This is a genomic window from Microbacterium sp. F01 (genome assembly GCF_056156365.1).
Window position 1 is genome coordinate 4,008,889 of the sequence record NZ_CM149592.1, and the last position, 19,103, is coordinate 4,027,991.

Annotated in this window: 20 protein-coding genes and 1 pseudogene; 8 read left to right on the top strand and 13 right to left on the bottom strand. The window is 70.9% G+C overall.

Annotation, left to right across the window (positions count from 1 at the left end; genetic code table 11):
- Positions 1-139 precede the first annotated feature (139 nt).
- Entirely contained in the window at positions 140-1,048 is a 909-nt protein-coding gene (locus ACVN90_RS18350; protein ID WP_475102154.1) for a LysR family transcriptional regulator, read from the top strand.
- 50 nt (positions 1,049-1,098) lie between these two features.
- Here ACVN90_RS18350 and ACVN90_RS18355 read toward each other — a convergent pair whose 3' ends face one another.
- A complete protein-coding gene (locus tag ACVN90_RS18355) occupies positions 1,099-1,626 on the bottom strand; it encodes a hypothetical protein (RefSeq protein WP_475099634.1) in 528 nt (175 codons plus the stop codon).
- 225 nt (positions 1,627-1,851) lie between these two features.
- Between ACVN90_RS18355 and ACVN90_RS18360 the strand changes: the two genes are divergently transcribed.
- Positions 1,852-3,804, top strand: a complete 1,953-nt coding sequence (locus ACVN90_RS18360) for a bifunctional diguanylate cyclase/phosphodiesterase (protein WP_475099635.1) — start codon at positions 1,852-1,854, stop codon at positions 3,802-3,804.
- On the opposite strand, the gene ACVN90_RS18365 is transcribed toward ACVN90_RS18360, so the two are convergent.
- Positions 3,796-4,098: a DUF7882 family protein gene (locus ACVN90_RS18365; RefSeq protein WP_475099636.1), complete on the bottom strand. Its 303-nt coding sequence runs from the start codon at positions 4,096-4,098 to the stop codon at positions 3,796-3,798. The genes ACVN90_RS18360 and ACVN90_RS18365 overlap by 9 nt on opposite strands.
- A gap of 42 nt (positions 4,099-4,140) precedes the next feature.
- Here ACVN90_RS18365 and ACVN90_RS18370 point away from each other — a divergent pair, with 42 nt between their 5' ends.
- Positions 4,141-4,398, top strand: coding sequence for a hypothetical protein (locus tag ACVN90_RS18370; protein ID WP_475099637.1), 258 nt, complete (start codon positions 4,141-4,143; stop codon positions 4,396-4,398).
- A gap of 20 nt (positions 4,399-4,418) precedes the next feature.
- Here the strand turns inward: ACVN90_RS18370 and ACVN90_RS18375 are convergent, their stop codons facing one another.
- Positions 4,419-5,354: an EAL domain-containing protein gene (locus tag ACVN90_RS18375; protein ID WP_475099638.1), complete on the bottom strand. Its 936-nt coding sequence runs from the start codon at positions 5,352-5,354 to the stop codon at positions 4,419-4,421.
- Between ACVN90_RS18375 and ACVN90_RS18380 the strand changes: the two genes are divergently transcribed.
- Positions 5,341-5,655, top strand: coding sequence for a DUF7882 family protein (locus ACVN90_RS18380; protein WP_475099639.1), 315 nt, complete (start codon positions 5,341-5,343; stop codon positions 5,653-5,655). The two genes, ACVN90_RS18375 and ACVN90_RS18380, sit on opposite strands and share 14 nt — an antisense overlap.
- A 24-nt stretch (positions 5,656-5,679) precedes the next feature.
- Here ACVN90_RS18380 and ACVN90_RS18385 read toward each other — a convergent pair whose 3' ends face one another.
- Positions 5,680-6,240, bottom strand: coding sequence for a thioesterase family protein (locus ACVN90_RS18385; protein WP_475099640.1), 561 nt, complete (start codon positions 6,238-6,240; stop codon positions 5,680-5,682).
- Between the two features lie 266 nt (positions 6,241-6,506).
- On the opposite strand from ACVN90_RS18385, the gene ACVN90_RS18390 reads away from it, so the two are divergent.
- Both ACVN90_RS18390 and cofE read left to right on the top strand, forming a co-directional pair.
- Positions 6,507-7,013: an N-acetyltransferase family protein gene (locus ACVN90_RS18390; RefSeq protein ID WP_475099641.1), complete on the top strand. Its 507-nt coding sequence runs from the start codon at positions 6,507-6,509 to the stop codon at positions 7,011-7,013.
- A 102-nt stretch (positions 7,014-7,115) separates the two neighbouring features.
- Complete coding sequence (gene cofE / locus ACVN90_RS18395; RefSeq protein ID WP_475099642.1) at positions 7,116-7,892, top strand: coenzyme F420-0:L-glutamate ligase; 777 nt, start codon at positions 7,116-7,118, stop codon at positions 7,890-7,892.
- A gap of 60 nt (positions 7,893-7,952) precedes the next feature.
- On the opposite strand, the gene ACVN90_RS18400 is transcribed toward cofE, so the two are convergent.
- The 4 genes and pseudogenes from ACVN90_RS18400 to ACVN90_RS18415 all read right to left on the bottom strand — a co-directional run.
- On the bottom strand, positions 7,953-8,810 hold the full coding sequence (locus ACVN90_RS18400; protein ID WP_475099643.1) for a DUF4097 family beta strand repeat-containing protein: 858 nt from the start codon (positions 8,808-8,810) through the stop codon (positions 7,953-7,955).
- Positions 8,807-9,517 carry a response regulator gene (locus ACVN90_RS18405; RefSeq protein ID WP_475099644.1) on the bottom strand — a complete coding sequence of 237 codons (711 nt, stop codon included), beginning with the start codon at positions 9,515-9,517 and terminating at the stop codon, positions 8,807-8,809. The genes ACVN90_RS18400 and ACVN90_RS18405 overlap by 4 nt, the downstream gene beginning before the upstream one ends.
- Positions 9,505-10,770 (bottom strand): sensor histidine kinase, encoded by a 1,266-nt coding sequence (locus ACVN90_RS18410; protein ID WP_475099645.1) that lies wholly within the window; start codon positions 10,768-10,770, stop codon positions 9,505-9,507. The genes ACVN90_RS18405 and ACVN90_RS18410 overlap by 13 nt, the downstream gene beginning before the upstream one ends.
- Positions 10,771-11,065: 295 nt before the next feature.
- Positions 11,066-12,091: pseudogene (locus tag ACVN90_RS18415) on the bottom strand (IS110 family RNA-guided transposase); the annotation flags it as partial.
- A 239-nt stretch (positions 12,092-12,330) separates the two neighbouring features.
- Here ACVN90_RS18415 and ACVN90_RS18420 point away from each other — a divergent pair.
- Positions 12,331-13,011, top strand: a complete 681-nt coding sequence (locus ACVN90_RS18420; RefSeq protein WP_475099646.1) for a pentapeptide repeat-containing protein — start codon at positions 12,331-12,333, stop codon at positions 13,009-13,011.
- Between the two features lie 10 nt (positions 13,012-13,021).
- Here ACVN90_RS18420 and ACVN90_RS18425 read toward each other — a convergent pair whose 3' ends face one another.
- From ACVN90_RS18425 to ACVN90_RS18435, 3 genes are read right to left on the bottom strand one after another with little or no spacing between them, the layout of a single operon-like run.
- On the bottom strand, positions 13,022-14,770 hold the full coding sequence (locus ACVN90_RS18425) for a cytochrome b/b6 domain-containing protein (protein WP_475099647.1): 1,749 nt from the start codon (positions 14,768-14,770) through the stop codon (positions 13,022-13,024).
- 5 nt (positions 14,771-14,775) lie between these two features.
- Entirely contained in the window at positions 14,776-15,774 is a 999-nt protein-coding gene (locus ACVN90_RS18430) for an electron transfer flavoprotein subunit alpha/FixB family protein (RefSeq protein ID WP_475099648.1), read from the bottom strand.
- 9 nt (positions 15,775-15,783) lie between these two features.
- Complete coding sequence (locus tag ACVN90_RS18435; protein ID WP_475099649.1) at positions 15,784-16,560, bottom strand: electron transfer flavoprotein subunit beta/FixA family protein; 777 nt, start codon at positions 16,558-16,560, stop codon at positions 15,784-15,786.
- Positions 16,561-16,739: 179 nt separating this feature from the next.
- Here ACVN90_RS18435 and ACVN90_RS18440 point away from each other — a divergent pair, with 179 nt between their 5' ends.
- The gene (locus tag ACVN90_RS18440; protein WP_475099650.1) at positions 16,740-17,276 is read left to right on the top strand and encodes a MarR family winged helix-turn-helix transcriptional regulator; all 537 of its coding nucleotides are present in this window, start codon (positions 16,740-16,742) and stop codon (positions 17,274-17,276) included.
- A gap of 2 nt (positions 17,277-17,278) precedes the next feature.
- Here ACVN90_RS18440 and ACVN90_RS18445 read toward each other — a convergent pair whose 3' ends face one another.
- Both ACVN90_RS18445 and mmsB read right to left on the bottom strand, forming a co-directional pair.
- The gene (locus ACVN90_RS18445; protein WP_475099651.1) at positions 17,279-18,055 is read right to left on the bottom strand and encodes an enoyl-CoA hydratase; all 777 of its coding nucleotides are present in this window, start codon (positions 18,053-18,055) and stop codon (positions 17,279-17,281) included.
- A gap of 135 nt (positions 18,056-18,190) precedes the next feature.
- Positions 18,191-19,090: a 3-hydroxyisobutyrate dehydrogenase gene (gene mmsB, locus ACVN90_RS18450; RefSeq protein ID WP_475099652.1), complete on the bottom strand. Its 900-nt coding sequence runs from the start codon at positions 19,088-19,090 to the stop codon at positions 18,191-18,193.
- Positions 19,091-19,103 lie beyond the last annotated feature (13 nt).

The following is a 19,103-nucleotide window of genomic DNA, read 5'->3' on the forward strand; positions in this document are numbered from 1 at the left end:
GACTCCGTGCTTCCAGCCTGCACCTCATCGTGCGCAATCGGCTCCACATGCTGCATGAGGTCAAGGGTGAGGCATCCATTCATTCGTGAAAAGCGATCATCTACGATCGATATCATTCGAGATTCTCGATGGGATGCCGATGTTCGAGCTGCGACGCCTGCGACTGCTCCACGAGCTCGCGCTGCGCGGCACGCTGGCGGCCGTCGCGGAGGCGCTCTCGTACAGTCCGTCGACGATCTCGCATCAGCTCGCGCAGCTCGAGAAGGAGGCCGGCGTGGCGCTGCTGGCGCCCGAAGGACGACGGGTTCGACTCACCGAGCACGGCCGCGTCCTCGCGGCGCACGCGGCGCGGGCGCTCGATCTCGACGAACAGGCGCGCGGGGATCTCGAGTCGCTGCATCCGGGTCTCGCGCCCGTCCGGGTCGCGGTCATGCAGACTGCGGCGCTCACGATCGTGCCGGTCGCACTTGCGCTCCTCGCCGAGCGCGCACCCGCTCTGCGCGTCGAGCTCGTCGAGATGCCGCCCGAGCTCGGGCTGTTCGAGCTCTCGGCGCGCGGCGTCGACCTCGTGATCGCCGAGCAGTACCCCGGGCACACGCGGGCCCACGCCGAGGGCCTCGAGCGCGACCCGCTCGGCACCGACCCGATCCATCTGGCCGTGCCACCCGTCGATCCCGCGCGCTCGCTCGACGATCTGCGGGCGCGTCCGTGGGTGATGGAGCCCGCCGGCACCGCGGCGCGCCTCTGGGCGGTGCAGCAGTGCCGGGCCGCCGGCTTCGAGCCCGACGTGCGGTACGAGCTGGCCGATCTCTCGGCCCATGCGCGTCTGGTCGCGGCGGGACAGGCGGTCGCGGTGCTGCCCGACCTGCTGTGGGAGGGTTCGGAGATCCCGGTGTCGCTGCTCGACCTGCCCGGTCGACCGGCGCGCGAGATCTTCACGGCACAGCGCACGGCGTCCGGTGCGCGCGCGGGCATCCTCGAGGTGCGGCGCGCCCTGCACGACGCGTTTCCGCTGCGTCGGACGGATGCTGCGACCCCGCGCACCTGACGGGCAGGGCCGTCGCGGGGCGTCGGGGTCGCAGCATCCGTCTCCCGTTCTCAGGTGCGTTCGGTGCGTTCGCGGCGTTCCGGCGGAGCGGGCGGCCGGGTGATCTGGTCGCTCGCGACCTCGTCGCCCGTGTCGGCAGCTACCGTCGGCCCCGCGGCGGCCGACGGGGACGCGGCGCTTGCGCCACCGGAGCTGTCGACGTAGGGGTCGACGTCGTCGGCCTTGCGCATCGCCTCCGCGTGCTGCCGGCGCAGGTCTTCGGCTTCGGCGCGGTGGTCGTCGACGCGCCCCGCGCGGCGCTCGGCGTCCATCGACGCTTCGGCGGCACGGGCCTTGGCGTCCTCCGCGGCTGCCGCTGCCGCTGCCGCGTCAGCGCGAGCGCGCGCCGCCTCGGCCTCGTGCTGGCGTGCCTGCAGCTCGGTGTCGCGCGCGTCTTCGCGCATCTTCTCGGCGCGATCGTGCTGGTGCGCCTGACGACGCTCGCGGCGCCCGCGCGCGGTGAGCAGCAGGGCGACGACGACGATCGCGAGCACGATGACGACGCCGACGATGATCCAGATCAGGGTGGTCGTGTCCACGGCTCCTCCTTCTCCCTCCGGCGCCGGGCGGGGGTCGGCCGGCGCCACCACTGCCAGGCAACCTCGCCTCCGCGTCAGCGGCAAACCCGTTGCGCGCGAGGGCCGGTTGCGCTATCGCGCACGTGACAACGTGGGCCGATAGGTTCCCGACGCCCGCGCACATAGGATGAGGCTCTCGCCGACGCAGTTCCCCCCCCCCCACCCGCCACGCCCGAAGGACCCGCGTTGACCGACACGCCTGCCCTCGTCTTCGACGGAGACCGTCCTCGCGACGACGCCGAGACGCTCCGCCTGCAGGAATGCTCGCAGGAGCAGATCCGCACGATCGGACGCATCCAGGCGCACGGCGCCCTCTTCGGTGTCGATGAGGCGACCGGTGCGGTGGTCGTCGCGAGCGAGAACGTCGAGCACTGGCTCGGACGCGACCTGCGGGAGGCCCGCAGCGAGATGCTCTCCTGGGCGATCAGCCAGGGGCTCGCCGTCGATCCGGTGCGGGCGGAGTTCGAGGGCTCGATCTACGACGTCATCGCGCATCGCGGCACCGCCCCGCTCATCGTCGAGCTCGAGCCCGTCGTGCCGGATCTCGACTACATCCGCACCGGAGTCGTCGGCGCGATCCAACGGCTGGCGGGGGTCACCGATCCCGACGAGCTGAGGCAGATGGCCGCACGAGAGATCAAGGCCATCACCGGGTACGACCGCGTGATGTGCTACGAATTCCACGACGACGGCCATGGGCAGGTGGTCGCGGATGAGCGCGAGCCCGACATGGAGCCGTACTTCGGGCTGCATTTCCCGGCCTCCGACATTCCCGCCCAGGCCCGCGCACTGTACGTCGAGAAGCGCTCACGGGTGATCGCCGACACGGAGGACCCGGGGCTCGCCCTCCACACGCTCCTGCCGGAGGACGCCCCCCTCGATCTCGGGGGCACGGAGCTGCGCGCCGTGTCGCGGCACCACCTCCAGTTCATGCGCAACATGGGGCAGGCGGCGACGGTGTCGTTCGGGCTCGTCATCGAGGAGCGCCTCGTGGGGATGTTCACCTGCGCGCACCGCACGCCGCGACGCCTCCCCGTGCTGCTGCGCCGTGCGCTCGAGGTCCTGGCGACCCAGGTGGTGACTCAGCTCGCCGCCGCTGAGCAGATCCGGCGCCTGCGTCGGCAGCTCGAGGCGCGGGAGCGGCGGATCGCCATCATCGCGCCGCTGTACGGGCGCGGCGATGTCGGCGCCGTGCTGATGAGCGGCGAGCGGACCGTGCTCGATGTGGTCCCCGCCGACGGTGCCCTGCTGCGGCTGGGAGACGCGGTCCACACCGTGGGCGTGGTGCCGCCCCCGGCTCGGCTTTTCGCGGTCATCGACGAACTCGGCCCGGGAAGGCTGCTGTGGGAGGCTCTGCCGATCGAGCGACCCGAGCTCGCGGTCGAGGTGCCGGGCGTGACCGGCCTCCTCATCGTCCCGCTCGGCGGCGACGGCGACGCGCTCGTCTTCGTGCGCAGCGAGGTCTCGCGCACCGTCGACTGGCTCGGCGACCAGCGACCGGAGAACCGCGACACGCCGCTCTCTCCTCGCCGGTCGTTCTCCGCGTGGCGCGAGAGCGTGACGGGCCGCAGCCTCCCCTGGGGCGAGCACGCGCAGGACGCGTTCGACCTCGGCGAGGAGATCAGGTCCGCGATGATCGCGCGCACGCAGGCGGAACTCGCCGAGCTCGCTCTGCGGGATGCGCTCACCGGTCTGCACAACCGCCGTTTCCTGGACGACCGGCTGGACGAGCTGCTGCACGGCTCGGAGGCCGCCGTCGCCGTCGTGTTCCTCGACCTCGACGACTTCAAGATCATCAACGACACCCACGGGCACGAGATGGGCGACGCCGTCCTGGCCGCGATCGGCCGACGGCTGAGCGGGGTGGCCCGCAGCTCCGACATCGTCGTGCGGCTGGGCGGCGACGAGTTCGTGATCGTCTGCGTCGGCGCGGGACCGGAGGAGGCCGCCGCGATCGCAGGGAGGGCGCTGGCCGCGATCACCGAGCCGATCACCGTGCGAGGCGTCGAGGTCGGCGTGAACGCCTCCGCAGGTGTGGTGGCGGCAGAGCGCGGGATCTCTCCGGGAGGGCTGCTGGATGCCGCGGACGCGGCGATGTACCGCGCGAAGCGCGAGGGCGGCGGGCGCGTCTCAGCGTGACGGGAGGTCGGGCTCGGGGAGGACCCGCAGCCCGGCGGACGAGTTGGCGGCGTCGATCAGCTCCTGCAGCCAGAGCCGGTTGATCTCGGGCATCGGCCCTTCGTACTCGAACCTCAGCGTCGTCACCGGCGAGATCCAGACCGCCTGACGCAACGACGTGTTCTCGTCGACGTGCGCGAACGACAGGTTCTCCCGGCGGCGCAGCTTCGCCATGATCACCAGCTCCAGGTGAGCAAGGGTGCGATCGTCGATCGTGAAGGACGCCGGGGGTGCGCCGTAGTGAAGTATGCCCACCGTTCGATCCTACGGGCGCATCGGCGCAGGTACGCTGGGGCGATGGCGATCGTGAACCGGCTCACCGTCGATGGACGCGACTACTTCCTGCCCGACCCGGTGTCGGAGTTGAAGACCAAGATCCTCGAGGCGATCAAGGCGGGCGGCGGCTACGTGAACATCCCGCCGCTGCGTGGCGGCCCGGGCGTCGACATCCTCTTCTCCCCCGGCATGCCGGTGACGTGGTCGCAGTTCGAAGTCGGCGAGGCGCCGGCCCCGATCGACGAGCCCGTCGACGAGCTCGCCGACTACGAGCTCTGACGCGCGCTGCTGCTCGCCGGTCACACCGCGGCGAGCAGCGCGTCCATATCCTCGGACGGCATCGGCAGCCCCCACAGGTAGCCCTGTCCGCGGTCGCAGCCTCTCTCACGGGAGCGCTCGAGGTCTGCGATGGTCTCGATGCCCTCCGCGAGCACGCGCCAGCCGTTCGCCGCGCTGCTCTCCACCACGGCGGCGATCGCGTCGTGGGCTTCGGCGTCCGTCCGCTGCGTGAGCGATCGGTCGATCTTGATCTCGTCGATCGGCAGGGCTTCCAGCATCGCCACGGTGGTGTCGCCACCGGCGTAGTCGTCGACCGAGATCGAGACGCCGACGGACTGCAGTGTCTGCATCGCCGTGATCATCTCCGGACGCAGCTGGGGCGTCGGCGCCTCGGTGATCTCGATCGTGAGTCCGGCAGGGTCGATGTCGAGCCCGTCCAAGCGCGCCACGACAGTGTCGGCGTACCGTCTCGAGAAATGAGCGGGTGAGGCGTTCACCGCGAGGCCGAGCGGGTGTCCCGACTCGCGCCACCGCCGCACCTGGCCCGCCGCGCGATCGAATACTTGCAGATCCACCTCGTCGAGGAAGTGTCCCTGCTCCGCAAGGGGAATGAAGGTGTCGGGCGGGACGGCGCCGAGGAGCGCGTGGTTCCAGCGGCAGAGCGCCTCGACCGCGACGGCTTCGGTCGGCGCCGGGGCGCCGGTGGGGCCGGTGGGAACGAGGTCGTACTGCGGCTGGAATGCGATCCACAGCTCGCCTGTCGAGAGCGCAGCGCGCAAGTCACGAGCGAGCTGGGGAGTACGGGGCATGCCACAAGAGTCGAGCAGATTCGCGTCGAGGCGCAACACCGGACAAATGCCGAGAATCGGCGTACAATGCGCGACTCCGCCGTCGAACCCGCGATCGGACGCATTGCCGTGCCCGAGGGCTAAGGTGGGGGCGATGGGCACGCTCACCTACGACACCCGCGTCACGACGTCGATCGACGATCGCATCCTCGCGCATCTGCAGGCCGTCATCTGGGCCAAGCTCCGGCGCGGCGAATCGTTCCCGTTCACGTGGAGCGACCCGACCCGCGCCGGCCTCGGACGCACCTCCGTGTGGCTGAGTCCGAACGTATCGTTGGCATTCGAGTACTTCGGCGGGCGCCAGCCTCGCCTCAACCCCGCGTGGGTGGAGGCCCTCACCAAGGCGGCGAACTCGCCCGCGGGACTGACGATCGTGCCCGAGCCCGAGGGCCCCGCAGCGCCGCAATAGACCTCGACGTGTTCCGCTGACGCGTCAGCTCCACACGCTGGGCGCTTCCGCACGCGTGGGAGGGAGAGCGGATGCTGCCGCCCAGTCGTGCACCCATGCATCCACCTCCGGCACACCCTCGGGGCGGCCGACCGCCGCGAACAGCTCCTCGTGCGACAGCGTGCCGCCCGAGCGCTTCATCATGCGGGCCCGGATGATCGCGCGAGCGTACACCTCGCCGCCCACGACGGCACGGTGCTCGAGGTAAACCGCCTTGTCATCGTGCCCGATCATGCGCGACTCGACGTCGAACTTCTGCCAGAGGTTCAGCGACTTGCGGAAGGTCACCGTCTCGCTCGAGACGACGGCGTACCAGCCGTGGGTCTTCATGACGTCCCAGAGGCCCGTCCGCACGAGGAGGTCCCACCGCCCGAGGTCGAACAGCGACAGGTAGCGCCCGTTGTTCATATGACGCAGCAGATCGATGTCGGTGAGCAGTGTGGTGAGCCGGATGCGGCTGATCTCGTTGGGGCCGAGGCGCCCACCACGCCGCAGCCGCCGTCGCGCGGTCAGCATCACGATCAGGGTCCGCCACATCACGTTCACGAGGTGCGATCGTAGCGATCCTCGACGGGCGTGCCGATTCGGTTGTCGATTCCCGACAGTCGCCCCGCACAGAGTTCGCAGATGCTCGCTGACTGCGCAGGGTATCGGCGGATCGCTGCGAGGTACGCGCGATTCTGCGAAGTCTGGGAGTGGACGGATGCCTCGCGCCGCGGCATCTGTCCGCGCAAGACGTACGTTCGCCACTGCGCGTTCACCGGGCGTTCCCCCGATTTCGGGTCTCGCGCCGACGCGCGTAGAGTCTGGCCATGGAAGCCGAAACCCAGACCGACATCGTCGTCCGTCCGGTGCGCGACGTCGACGCGGAGGCCCTCGGTCGCGTCCACGCGACCGCCTGGCACGAGACGTACGACCACCTCATCAGCAAGGCGGCCCTCGAGGCCGTCTCGCCCAAGCGCCTCGCCGAGCTCTGGACGCACTGGGCCGTCCAGGGCCCCGAGTTCAGGATGTTCGCCGCCCTCGTGAACGGCGAGATCGTCGGATTCGCCGGGTCCGGCCCGGCTCGCGACAAGGACGCCCCGCGTTTCCGCGAGCTGTACTTCATCTACCTGCTCGACGCCTACCACGGCACCGGCATCGGCCAGAAGCTCTTCGACGCGGTCGTCGAGACGGCCGAGGGCCTGTACCTGTGGGTCGCCGACGACAACCCGCGTGCGCACCGCTTCTACACGCGCAACGGCTTCGCGCTCGACGGCGCCACGCACACCGAGCCCTTCCTCGGCGAGACCCTCACCGAGGTGCGCTTCGTGCGCTGATCAACTGCTGTCCCGAGGGGGCGTGTCCGGTTCGCCGGGCACGCCCCCTCGGCCTTTCACCCGGCGGCGCCGACGCACCTGCGTATCCGGAAGACTGGAGCCATGCCGCCTCGCACCGCGCTCACCGTCTGGCCCCTCGAGGGCATCCCCGAGATCGAGGCGGGCGCCGACCTCGTCGACATCATCGCCCGCGCGGCAGACGACGAACTGGCCGACGGCGACATCCTCGTCGTGACCTCGAAGATCGTCTCGAAGGCGGAGGGGCGCTTCGTCGTCGCCGACGACCGAGAGGACGCGATCACCTCCGAGACGGTGCGGGTCGTGGCATCCCGCAGCACCCCCAACGGCTCGACCACGCGCATCGTCCAGAATCGCCTCGGCATGGTCTCCGCGGCCGCGGGCGTCGACGCATCGAACACCCCGGAGGGCACCGTGCTGCTGCTGCCGGTCGACCCCGACGCCTCGGCCCGGGCGATCGCCGCAGGCCTGCGCGAGCGCCTCGGCGTCGAGGTCGGCGTCATCGTGTCGGACACGCTCGGGCGCGCCTGGCGCGAGGGGCAGACCGACCACGCGATCGGCGCCGGCGGCGTGCACGTCTTCGAGGACCTTCGCGGGGGCACGGATGCTGAGGGCCGGCCCCTCGTCGTCACCATGCCGTGCGTCGGGGACGAACTCGCCGCAGCCGCGGACCTCGTCAAGGGCAAGGCCACCCGGCGCCCCGTCGCCGTGGTGCGCGGACGTGCCGAGCTCGTCGGGGCCCTGGATCTGCCCGGCGCCCGCTCGATCGTGCGTCCCCTCGAGAAGGACATGTTCCGCCTCGGCGCCGACGAGGCCTACGCCGAAGGATTCGCTGCGGGCGCAGCATCCGTCTCCCCCTGACCAGACGACCGACCCGCCGCCGCGGAGCCGCGACGACGGGTCGGAGACGGATGCTGCGGCTCAGCGTCCGGACTTCAGCACGGCCTGGCCGGCCGAGACCTGGACGGTGATCGTGCTCGAGGCATCGGGCGTGGAGCCGATGCCGTTGTCGAACTCCCCGGCCGAGACCTCGGAGCGCACGTCGTACTCGCCCTCGGGCACGGTGAGCCGCAGCGAGCCGGCGCTCACATCGAGCTCGACGGCATCCGGCTGCGCGCCCGTGAGCGTGGCATCGAGGGAGCCTGCGCTCACCGTGAGGACGGCCTCGCTCACGCCATCGAGCTCGAGGGTGCCGCGTCCGGCGCTCACATCAGCGCTCAGCGACTCCGCCGAACCCGAGACGTCGAACGACCCGGCCGCGAGTGAGAGGTCGAGCTCGCCGAACTCGCCGTCGGTCACGAACTCGCCGGCCGCGAGCGACACGTTCGCGTCGAGACCGTCGAGTGACGACGGCAGCCGCAGCACGGCATCCGCTCCCCCGTCGCCGAACCAGCCGCGCCAGCCGAACCAGCCGAAGCGGTCGGGCGACGAGACCTGCAGCGTGTCGCCGTCGCGCTCGAGCCGCCACGCGTCGGCGTCCCACGAGCTGGTCACCTCGAGCTCTGCCTCCTGCACGTCGGTGAACTCGACACGCAGCGTGCCGGCGGCGGCATCGACGGCGAGCGCCTCGACGCCGGCGACGTCGACCGCGCGGGTGGAGGTGTGGACGGATGCCGAGGCGATCGTGCCGACGGCGGCCGAGATCGTCGCACCCAGGAGCACGATCCCGCCCAGCACGATCACGACGATCGCGACGGCGCGCGATCCTCCGGAGGAGGGCCGGGGCGGTTCGACGGGGGTGTCGGGCACCACGGGAGGAGGAGTGACGGTCGTGCTCATCGGTTCGTTCCTGTCTGCGGCCCACGGCCGCTGGGAGTGGTGGGAGCCGGCGGCGTCGGGCCGCCGTGCTCGAGGTGGGCGATCGCGGCGAGCACGCGCCGGTTGCCCGATTCGTCGGGTTCGAGGTCCAGCTTCTGGAAGACCGCGGTGATGTGCTTCTCGACGCTGCCCTCGGTGACGTGAAGCGTCTTCGCGATGGCCTGGTTGGACCGTCCCTCCGCGATGAGAGCGAGCACCGAGGCCTCGCGTTCGGTGAGGCGCAGCATCCGTTCATCCCTCGTCCTGCGGCTGAGCAGCTGCGCCACGACCTCCGGGTCGAGCACCGTGGCACCGGCCGCGATGCGCTCGATCGCCTCGAGGAAGTCGGTGACGTCGGCGACGCGATCCTTGAGGAGGTAGCCGAGGGCGCCGCCGCTGGACGAGATGAGGTCGGCGGCGTAGCGCTCCTCGACGTACTGCGAGAGCACGAGCACCGCGAGCTGGGGCAGCCGCGCCCGCAGCGACAGCGCCGCGCGAATCCCCTCGTCCACCCACGTGGGCGGCAGCCGCACGTCGAGGATGCACAGGTCGGGCGCCGTCTCGTCGACGGTCTCGTCGAGCGCCGAGGCGTCGGGCAGGGCCGCGGCCACCTCGTGGCCGGCGTCTTCGAGAACCCGCACCAGACCGGCCCGCAGCAGCGCCGAATCCTCGCAGATCAGGATGCGCACGGGATGCTCACCTCCACGCTGGTGGGTCCGCCGGCGGGGCTGTCGATGCGGGCCTCGCCGCCGGCCGCGAGCACGCGGTTGACGATGCCGTCGAGGCCGCCGCCGGGGATCACCCGCGCGCCGCCCACGCCGTTGTCTTCGACGCGGGCCCAGAGCGTGCCGGGCTCGCGCAGTCGTGCGACGACGCGCACCTCGGTCGCCCGCGAGTGCTTGGCGGCGTTGGTGAGGGCTTCGGCGATCACGAAGTACGCGGCTGCCTCGGTGTCGCGGCTGCAGCGGCCGTCGAGGCGGACGTCGGTGTGCACCGGCACGACCGAGCGGGCGACGAGCGCCGAGATGGCGGCGTCGAGACCGCGATCGTCGAGGACGGAGGTGTGGATGCCGCGTGCCAGCTGTCGCAGCTCCGTGATGGCCGCTTTCGTCGAGGTGTGGGCCTCGGTGATGAGAGCCTTCGCGGCTTCGGGGTCGGCGTCGATCTTCTGCTGCGCGAGCCCGAGGGTCATGCCGACCGAGACCAGGCGGGGCTGCACGCCGTCGTGGAGGTCGCGCTCGATGCGCGTGCGCTCGACGTCGGCCGCGCGGACCGCACCGGCGTGCTGCTGGCTCGACATGCGGGCCGCGGCGGCGAGCTGCGCCTCGCGCGAGGGGACCATGATCGCCCGCGCGATGATGCCGTGGAGCACGCCGAGCCCGATGAGCGCGGCGGCAGAGAACAGCGCGGCGAAGATACCCACCGGAACCGCCCAGGCGAGCGGCACCTCGATGCCGGTGCGCGCCAGGCGCACGGCGCTGGCGTCGGCGAAGAGCGGCGCGAAGGCGAGCACCGCGCCCGACACCAGAAGCCCGGCGAGGGCCACGACGACCCAGCCGAGGATCGTCGCGATCGCGAGGTTCGCGATCGCTCGCCAGGTGCCCGGGTCGATCGTCTGCATCCAGAGGGTGCGGAGGAAACCGCCGAATCCGGGCCGGCCGCTCGACCGCGGACGCAGCCGCGGAAGCCCGAACCGGTACAGGCCGTCGACCCGCTCGGTCTCGAGCCAGCCGAGCGCGTACAGCACGTAGACGAGGCCGACGAGGATGACGAGTCCGATGCCGACCACGAACACGAGTCCGATGCCGACGCCGAGGAGCGTGAAGAGGAGGGAGAACGCCGCGGCGCCGAGGACGCCGAGGGCGGCGAGCTGCGCGATGGCGCCCGCCACCTGGGCGGGCCGCGTCACCGGGCGGACGGGAGGAGAGTCCGAGGAGGTCATGTCACCAAAGTTAGGCGCGTGCGCCGCGCCGCGCGCCCGAGGCATCCGGAGACTTCTCTTCGGGTTATCCCCCCTTCCCCTCGCCCGGCGAGGCAAGCGATGCTCCTATTGGTTGTCAAGCCGTGAGGAGCCATTTGCGGTAGGTGGTGGCGAAGTCGTCGTCGCGTCGTTTTCCGCGTTCGATGGTGGAGATCTTCATGGGCCAGACGCTGAAGTGTTGGGCGGCGGTCTCGAGGCTGATGCCGCGTTGCTGGCGGAGAGGGCGGAGATCGTCGAAGGCTGGGATCTCGACGTCTTGGGTGAGCAGGGTGAAGATCTCCCGAGCGACGGTGCGTTTCAGACAGCGGATGATCTCCCGCGTTGAGCGGCCCTCGGCGCGTTTCTTGGCGACGTAGTCTCGGGTGCGTTGTTCGTAGCTCATCCTGACCAGCACGATCCGGTGCAGGGCAGCATTCGCTTGCCGGTCACCGCCCCGGTTCAGGCGGTGGCGGGTGGTCTTCCCGCTGGACGCGGGGATCGGGCTGACTCCGCAGAGCGCGGCGAACGCGGCTTCCCCGTGGAGCCGTTCCGGGTTGTCTCCGGCCGTCACGAGCAGTTGCGCGGCGGTGACCGGGCCGACGCCCTTCGCGGCAGCGAGGGCCGGGTTCTGCTGCCTGGTGAGGTGTTCGAGGAGGGACTCGAGGTCGGTGATCTCGTCGGTGAGCTGCTGGTGTCTGCGGGCGAGGGACCGGAGCGTGCGGGCGACGATCGTCGTCACATCGACGGCATCGGCCGGGCCGGTGGCGGCGAGGGTGCTGATCAGGGATTTATCGGTCCGGCCCCGATACTTCTGGCGGATCTTCTCGGGAGCGGTCACCAACAGGGTCTTGATCTGCACTTGCGCGGCGGTGCGGGCCTTGACAGCGCTGCGGCGGGCGACCAGGACGTGTCGGATCGCTTCGACCTGACCATCCGCGGTCTTCGGCACGGGCAGATCGGTCTCGGCCAGCGCGGTCGCGGCAGCGGCGTACGCGTCGATCGGGTCGGACTTGCCCCGCATCCGCCGGGTCTGCCGGTTCGGGCGGATCACCTCACTGACCAGGATGCCGTGATCACGCAGAACACGGGCCAGGCCGGCCCCGTACGAACCGGTGCCTTCGACACCAACCCGCAGCAGCACACCGAACGACACGATGAACGCGATCAGCGCGAGATAGCCGGCCTCAGTCGCCGGGAACTGACGATCGCCCAGTCTCCGCCCGGCGCTGTCGACGACGGCGGCATGATGCGTATCGGCGTGCGTGTCGACTCCGGCGATGACTTCCACCGCAGGTGTTGTCATGATGGTTCTGCCCTTCTCTAGTCGGATCGGCAACCGACCGGGCGGGCAGACAGGACGTTGATGGGGGCCTGTTCGCCCAGGCTCCTATGAAGTCATGTCCGCCTGGTCGGCGACCTCAGAAGCCCCGCCCGGTGTCGACGGATCACTTTGAAGGCACCAGGGCCAGTCGGAGGCTGAGTCAGACGCTCGGCGGGGCGCTACCAGTCTCAACGTCGGAGGCACGGGCTAGGGTTGCGACGATGCCAGCCGCCAGATCCCGCAAGACCCCGGGCACGCAGCCGCCCTCCTTCGACTTCGACGCATCGACGCTCGGCGCGCTCGACGCCGGCGATGACGACATGCTCGACGCCGGCCGTCTCGACGGCGTCGCGTACGCGGGCATCACCCGCGACACCTGGCAGCTCGAGTCGGGCGCCACCGTCGAGGCCTGCCGGTTCGACGGCCTCGACCTCACCACCTGGGCGCTGCGCGGCGCCCACCTCGTCGAGTCCGTGTTCGCCGCAGCGAACGTGCCCGCGGTCTCGGCCGCACGCGGCGGGTGGCGCGACGTCGAGTTCCAGGGCAGCAGACTCGGCTCGCTCGAGGCCTTCGACGCGGCGTGGCGCGGCATCCGTTTCACCCGTTGCAAGCTCGGCTACGTGAACCTCCGCGGAGCGGAACTGCTCGACGTCGCCTTCGTCGACTGCACCATCGACGAGATGGACCTGTTGGATGCTGCGGCCCGCCGCGTCGCGTTCGACGGCGCCCGCATCGGCACGCTGAACGCCAGCGGCGCCCGGCTCACCGACGTCGATCTGCGCGGCGCCGACATCGGCCAGGTGATCGGGATGGACGGGCTTCGAGGCGCGACCATCTCACCCGATCAGCTGCAGCTCATGGCACCGGCTCTCGCGGGTCTCGCGGGGATCGTCGTCGAGTAGGCCGGTCGCGTCAGCGGCCGGTCACCTTGCCGAACAGGCGGGCGATCGGCGCGAGCACGAGCGGCCGGGCGGCCACCCAGGCGGCGGCGATGACGACGAGCGAGGCGACGAAGAACCAGAAGCCGGTCCAGTTGTCGGCGTACGCGTTCGGGTCGACCGAGCCCTGCGCTGCGTACATGTGGTTCAGGTTGCGGAGGGCCCCGGTGGCGAACACCAGGAACACGTGCACCGCGATGAAGGCGACGAAGTACAGCATCACCGGGAAGTGCACGGCGCGCGCCCACTCCACGGGGTAGGCCTTGTTCAGGCGGCCTGCGTTCTTCGGCCAGACGTGGCTCATCCGCACCCCTGTCGCGATCGCCAGCGGCGCAGCCAGGAACACGGTGGCGAAGTAGGCGAGCTGCTGCAGCGAGTTGTAGTTCACCCAGCCGTTCTCGGTCGGCCAGTCCAGCGAGACATACTGCAGCCCCGCCGACACGGCGTTCGGGAACACCTCCCACGACGTGGGGACGATCTTCATCCACTGCCCGGTCACGAACAGCAGCACCACGAAGATCACGCCGTTGACGATCCACAGGATGTCCAGCGACTGGTGGAACCACAGGCTCAGGCTCATCTTGCGCCGGCCATTGTTGCGCGGCGACCAGAACACGCTCGGCCGCTTGTCGTTTCGGACCTGCAGACCGGTGCGGATGATCAGCACCATCAGGAACACGTTGAAGAAGTGCTGCCACCCGAGCCACGCCGGGATGCCGACCGGCGCCCCCTCGGGCAGGTGGTACTCGCCCGGATACGCCGCGAGGAAGTCCACCCCCCAGGTCGTGCTGAGCAGCCAGCGGACTGCGAACACCGCCATGCCGGCCGCGTACAGCAGTCCAGCGCCGCCGACGATGACTGCGCCGGCCCACTGGCCCCGGGTGAACGGGCCGATGCGCTTCGGCTCGGGCTTCGCCGCGGGGCGGGTCTGGGCGGTGGCACCCGCCCACACCGTGCGACGGAACGGCAGGGGCTGCGACAGCGGGACGCCGGTCGCGGTGGTGGGCGCTGCGGGCGCCGCGGTTCCGACGGGGACGGATACTGCCACCTCGGCGGGTGCGGCCGCCGGCGCTTGCGCGGCCGGCGCGGGCGCAGCATCCGTCACCGCTGCAGCGGTCGCGGTCGGCGCGAACCCTGCCGGCGGCCACGGCTCGCCGCCGGCGACCCGGGGAAGGCCGCGGCGGAGCGTCTTCGCACCCTCCGCCGCGGTGACCGTGGCCACCGACGCTGGGGCGACCGAGGCGGCAACCTCGCCGACCTGGAGTGGCTCGTCGGTCCGAGGCGTTTCGACTCGCTCGTTCCTCGCTCGCTCAACGACCGGGGGCGGGGCTGCGGCAGCGACGGCACCGGCAGCGGCGACGACGCTCGCCGGCGGCCACGGCTCGCCGCCGGGCACACGCGGCAGACCCCGACGCACGGCGCGCGCCCCAGGCGCGGGCGCCTCGGGGGTCGCGACACGCGGGGTCGCGGCATCCGTTCCCGCGTGTTTCGCCACCTCAGTCTCAGCGACCGTGGCCGCAGCCTCGCCGGCCGACGGTTGCTCGTCGGTCCGGGGTGTTTCGACTCGCTCGTTCCTCGCTTGCTCAACGAGCGGGGGCTCGGCCACGGGCTCACCGATCGAGCCGTTGCCGTTCGTGCCGGGCGCGACGCCCGCCGGAGGCCAGGGCTCGCCGCCGGGCACGCGCGGCAGACCACGCCGCACCGAGGAACCGAACGTCGCCATGCGGGTTACGCCTTCTTCGCCTCGAGCGCGGCGATCAGCTGCGGCACGACCGTGAACAGATCGCCGACGACGCCGAAGTCCGCGATCTCGAAGATCGGGGCGTCGGCGTCCTTGTTGATCGCGACGATGGTCTTGGCGGTCTGCATGCCGGCCTTGTGCTGGATCGCACCCGAGATGCCGAGCGCGACGTACAGCTGCGGCGCCACCGAGACGCCGGTCTGCCCCACCTGGTACGAGTACGGCACGTAGCCGGCATCGACGGCGGCGCGCGACGCGCCGACCGCGGCGCCGAGCGCGTCGGCCAGCTGCTCGACGAGCGCGAACTTCTCGCCCGATCCGAGGCCTCGCCCGCCCGACACCACCTTCGCCGCACCACGCAGCTCCGGACGCGACGAGGTCACCACGGCCTCGTCGACGGAGGTCACCGTCGCGGCGCGACGGCCCGAGGCGCGCACCTCGAGCGGCTCCGCCTCGACGCCGGCGACAGCCTCGGCACGGGCGTCGATCGAGCCCTGCCGGATCGTGATCACCGGCGCGCCCCACGTGACCGCCGAGTCGACGTTGTACGCCCCGCCGTAGACCGAGTGGTGCGCGACCACCCCTTCCGCGTCGCGCGAGACGCCGACGGCGTCGACCGCGACGCCCGAGCGGGTGCGGGCGGCGTACCGGCCGGCGACCTCGCGGCCTTCCACCGAGTTCGCCACCAGGATGGCGTCCGGGCGCACCAGGTCGGCGGCCTCCGTCAGCGCGTCCACCCGCGGGACCGAGAGGCCCTCGCCGGCGGGTGCGACAAGCACCGACGCGGCGCCGAGGGCCGCAGCATCCACCGCCAACGCGGCGTCGCCGACGATCACCGCGACCGGCGTGCCCACCGAGGCGGCAGCGCCCAGCAGCTCCGCCGCCGTCTTGGCGAGCCCGCCCGACGGTGTGGTGTCGAGGAGGACCAGGATCGAGTCATCCGCGGGAAAAGTCGGCGGCGTCTGAGCCCCGTTAAGTACAGTCATCTGGGTTCCTCACGCGAGCCGGTTCTGGATGAGGAAGTCGGCGAGCTTCTGGCCCGCGTCCCCCTCGTCGACGATCTTCACGCCGGCCTCACGCGGCGGCTTCTCACTGAGCGCGATCACGATCGAGCGCGACGCAGCGGGATCGTGCGGGTCGATCTCGAGCTCGGCGAGCGACAGCGTCTCGAACGGCTTCTTCTTCGCCGCCATGATGCCCTTGAAGTTCGGGAAGCGCGCGTCGGGCAGCGCCTCGGTGATCGAGATCACTGCCGGCAGCGCCGCCGTCACCTGCAGCGTCGCACCGTCCGAGGCCCGCGTGCCGAGCACCTCGCCCTCGCGGATCTCGACCGCGCTCAGATACGTCGCCGACGGCACGTCGAGGATCTCGGCCACCATCGCGGGAACGATGCCGCCCACCCCGTCGGTCGACAGGTTGCCGCCGATCACCAGATCGAACCCGGTGCGCTGCAGCGCCGCCGCGAGCACCTCGGCCGTCAGTCCCAGATCCGCCCCGAGGAGGCCCTCATCGACGACCTGCACCGCCGACGCGGCGCCCATCGCGAGGCCCTTGCGCACCGTCGCCGACGCCGATTCCGGCGTCATCGAGAGCACGACCACCTCGGTGCCCGGCGTCTTGTCGGCGTACGACAGCGCCACCTCGAGCGCACGTTCACCGATCTCGTCGATCACGGTCTCGCTCGCGGCGCGATCGGCAAGTCCCGTCTCCAGCGACAGCTTGCGATCCCCATAGGTATCCGGGACTTCCTTGACCAGGACGACGATCTTCATACGATCTCCTCACGCTGGGCACGAGTCTATGGCGCGCCGCGCAATGTACCCAATCTCGGGAAATGAACCGGCGATGACCGACCCGTGACCCGCTGTGTGTATACATAAAGCGGGTTTCGACGTATCCGCCGTCCATCACCACGCCCCTGGACCGATACGGTGGGCACGAGGAGGTCGTCATGGCAGCACCCAAGCGTCTTCCGGTCGACCCGATCGCCGAGGCCAAGCGTCAGTGGATCGCCCATGGCTGGGAGAGTGCCGCCGCGGGCATGACCGCCGTGACGTCGATCATCCGCGCGCAGCAGCTCCTGTTCGCGCGCATCGACACCGCCCTGAAGCCGTTCGGCCTGTCGTTCGCGCGGTACGAGATGCTGCGCCTGCTCGGCTTCACCAGGGAGGGACGGATGCCGATGGCCAGCGCGATCGCCCGCCTGCAGGTGCATCCGACCAGCGTCACGAACACCGTCGACCGTCTGGCTCGCGACGGTCTCGTCTCGCGCGAGCCGCACCCCGGCGACGGGCGAGCGGCGATGCTCGTCCTCACCGACAGCGGGCGCGAGCTCGTGGAACGGGCGACGACGGCCCTCAACACCGAGGTCTTCGAGGACCCCGGCCTCACGGACGCCGACACGACGGAGCTCGTGCGCATCATCGCACGCTTCCGCAAGGACGCCGGCGATTTCACCGAGCCGAGGCCCCAGCCCGACCCCCTGTGAGGTCACCGCCCCGTGAACTCGGGGGTGCGCTTCTCGCGGAAGGCGGCCATGCCCTCCTTCTGGTCCTCGGTGTCGAAAAGGCTCGCGAACACGTGCTTCTCGAGACGCAGGCCCTCGGCCATCGGTGTCTCGAGCGCGGCGTCGAGCACCGCCTTCGCGGCGTACAGCGACGGGAGGCTCTTCGACGCGATCGTGTCCGCCGTTTTCTGCGCCTCGGCCAGCAGGTCAGCGGCGGGTACGACGCGCGAGACGAGTCCGGACCGCTCGGCTTCCGCAGCATCCATCATCCGTCCGGTGAGGATGAGCTCGGCGGCCTTGTAGTAGCCGACCGCGCGGATGAGGCGCTGCGAGCCGCCCATGCCGGGGATCACGCCGAGGTTGATCTCGGGCTGCCCGAACTTCGCGGTGTCGGCCGCGAGGATGATGTCGCACATCATCGCGAGCTCGCACCCGCCGCCGAGCGCATAGCCCGAGACGGCCGCGATCACCGGGGTGCGCACGGCGGCGAACTGCGTCCAGCCGCCGAAGTGGTCGCCCATCAGCATCTCGAGCCCCGACTTGGACTCCATCTCCTTGATGTCGGCGCCGGCGGCGAACGCGCGCTCCGAGCCGGTCACGACGATCGCGCCGATCGCCTCATCGGCATCGAAGACGGATGCTGCGGCCACGACGTCGCGGCACACCTGCGAGTTCAGCGCGTTGAGCGCCTCGGGCCGGTTGAGGGTGATCCACCCGACCCGGCCTCGCGTCTCGACCAGGATCGTCTCGTACTCGGTCATGCGTGCTCCGTCCCGGCCGCGTCCGTGCGGTCCGTTCGATCGTAGAGGTGCCAGGAATCGCGAGAGGGTAGATTCCCGCCAACGCGAACGTGCGGGAATCCACCCTTTCGCGATTCCGACTCGGGCGGGGGTGGGTCAGTCGGAGAACTCGCGGATCGAGTTGATGATGCCCGAGAAGTCCTGACCCGCCCCGGGGCCGTCGGCGTAGTGCGCGTAGATCTCGCGCGCGAGCATGCCCATGCGGGCGTCCACTCCGGTGAGTTGCACCGCCTGCTCAGCGAGACCGAGGTCCTTGTTCATGAGGGCGCCGGCGAAGCCCGGCTGATAGTCACGGTTCGCGGGGCTCGTCGGCACCGGCCCGGGCACCGGGCAGTTCGTCGTCAGCGCCCAGCACTGGCCCGACGCGTTCGACGCGACGTCGAACAGTGCCTGGTGCGAGAGCCCCAGCCGCTCGCCCAGCACGAACGCCTCGGCCACCGCGATCTGCGACACCGCGAGGATCATGTTGTTGCAGACCTTCGCGGCCTGGCCGAGCCCGGCCCCGCCGCAGTGCACGACGCGGCGGCCCATCGCCTCGAGCAGCGGCCTGGCGGCCTCGAAGTCGTCGTCCGTTCCGCCCACCATGAACGCGAGCGTGGCGTTCTCGGCGCCGACCACCCCGCCGGAGACGGGCGCATCCAGCGAGCGGTGCCCGGCGGCCTCGGCGAGCGCGTGCGCGGCGCGCGCCTCGTCCACCGCGATCGTCGAGCAGTCGATGAACAGGGCAGCGGATGCTGCGACCCCGAGCAGCCCCGAAGCACCACCGGAACCCCGGTAGGCGTCGAGCACCTGCGCGCCGGACTGGAACATCGTGATGACGACGTCCGCGGCGGTCGCAGCATCCGTTCCCGAATCCGCGACGGCGAGCCCCGCGTCGCGTGCCGCGTCGACCGCGGCGGGGAAGACGTCGAAGCCGACCACCTCATGACCCGTGCCGGCGAGATTCCGCACCATGGGCAGGCCCATGTGGCCGAGCCCCAGGAATGCGATCTTCATGTCGGACCTCCTC

Bases quoted from the DNA above. Each gene is read 5' to 3' on its own strand.
- ACVN90_RS18390 (WP_475099641.1), top strand. From the start codon at position 6,507: ATGGAAGCCGAAACCCAGACCGACATCGTCGTCCGTCCGGTGCGCGAC.
- ACVN90_RS18440 (WP_475099650.1), top strand. From the start codon at position 16,740: ATGGCAGCACCCAAGCGTCTTCCGGTCGACCCGATCGCCGAGGCCAAG.
- ACVN90_RS18350 (WP_475102154.1), top strand. From the start codon at position 140: ATGTTCGAGCTGCGACGCCTGCGACTGCTCCACGAGCTCGCGCTGCGC.
- ACVN90_RS18420 (WP_475099646.1), top strand. From the start codon at position 12,331: ATGCCAGCCGCCAGATCCCGCAAGACCCCGGGCACGCAGCCGCCCTCC.
- ACVN90_RS18445 (WP_475099651.1), bottom strand. From the start codon at position 18,055: ATGACCGAGTACGAGACGATCCTGGTCGAGACGCGAGGCCGGGTCGGG.
- ACVN90_RS18370 (WP_475099637.1), top strand. From the start codon at position 4,141: ATGGCGATCGTGAACCGGCTCACCGTCGATGGACGCGACTACTTCCTG.
- ACVN90_RS18410 (WP_475099645.1), bottom strand. From the start codon at position 10,770: ATGACCTCCTCGGACTCTCCTCCCGTCCGCCCGGTGACGCGGCCCGCC.
- mmsB (WP_475099652.1), bottom strand. From the start codon at position 19,090: ATGAAGATCGCATTCCTGGGGCTCGGCCACATGGGCCTGCCCATGGTG.
- cofE (WP_475099642.1), top strand. From the start codon at position 7,116: ATGCCGCCTCGCACCGCGCTCACCGTCTGGCCCCTCGAGGGCATCCCC.
- ACVN90_RS18430 (WP_475099648.1), bottom strand. From the start codon at position 15,774: ATGACTGTACTTAACGGGGCTCAGACGCCGCCGACTTTTCCCGCGGAT.
- ACVN90_RS18425 (WP_475099647.1), bottom strand. From the start codon at position 14,770: ATGGCGACGTTCGGTTCCTCGGTGCGGCGTGGTCTGCCGCGCGTGCCC.
- ACVN90_RS18435 (WP_475099649.1), bottom strand. From the start codon at position 16,560: ATGAAGATCGTCGTCCTGGTCAAGGAAGTCCCGGATACCTATGGGGAT.
- ACVN90_RS18400 (WP_475099643.1), bottom strand. From the start codon at position 8,810: ATGAGCACGACCGTCACTCCTCCTCCCGTGGTGCCCGACACCCCCGTC.
- ACVN90_RS18380 (WP_475099639.1), top strand. From the start codon at position 5,341: ATGGGCACGCTCACCTACGACACCCGCGTCACGACGTCGATCGACGAT.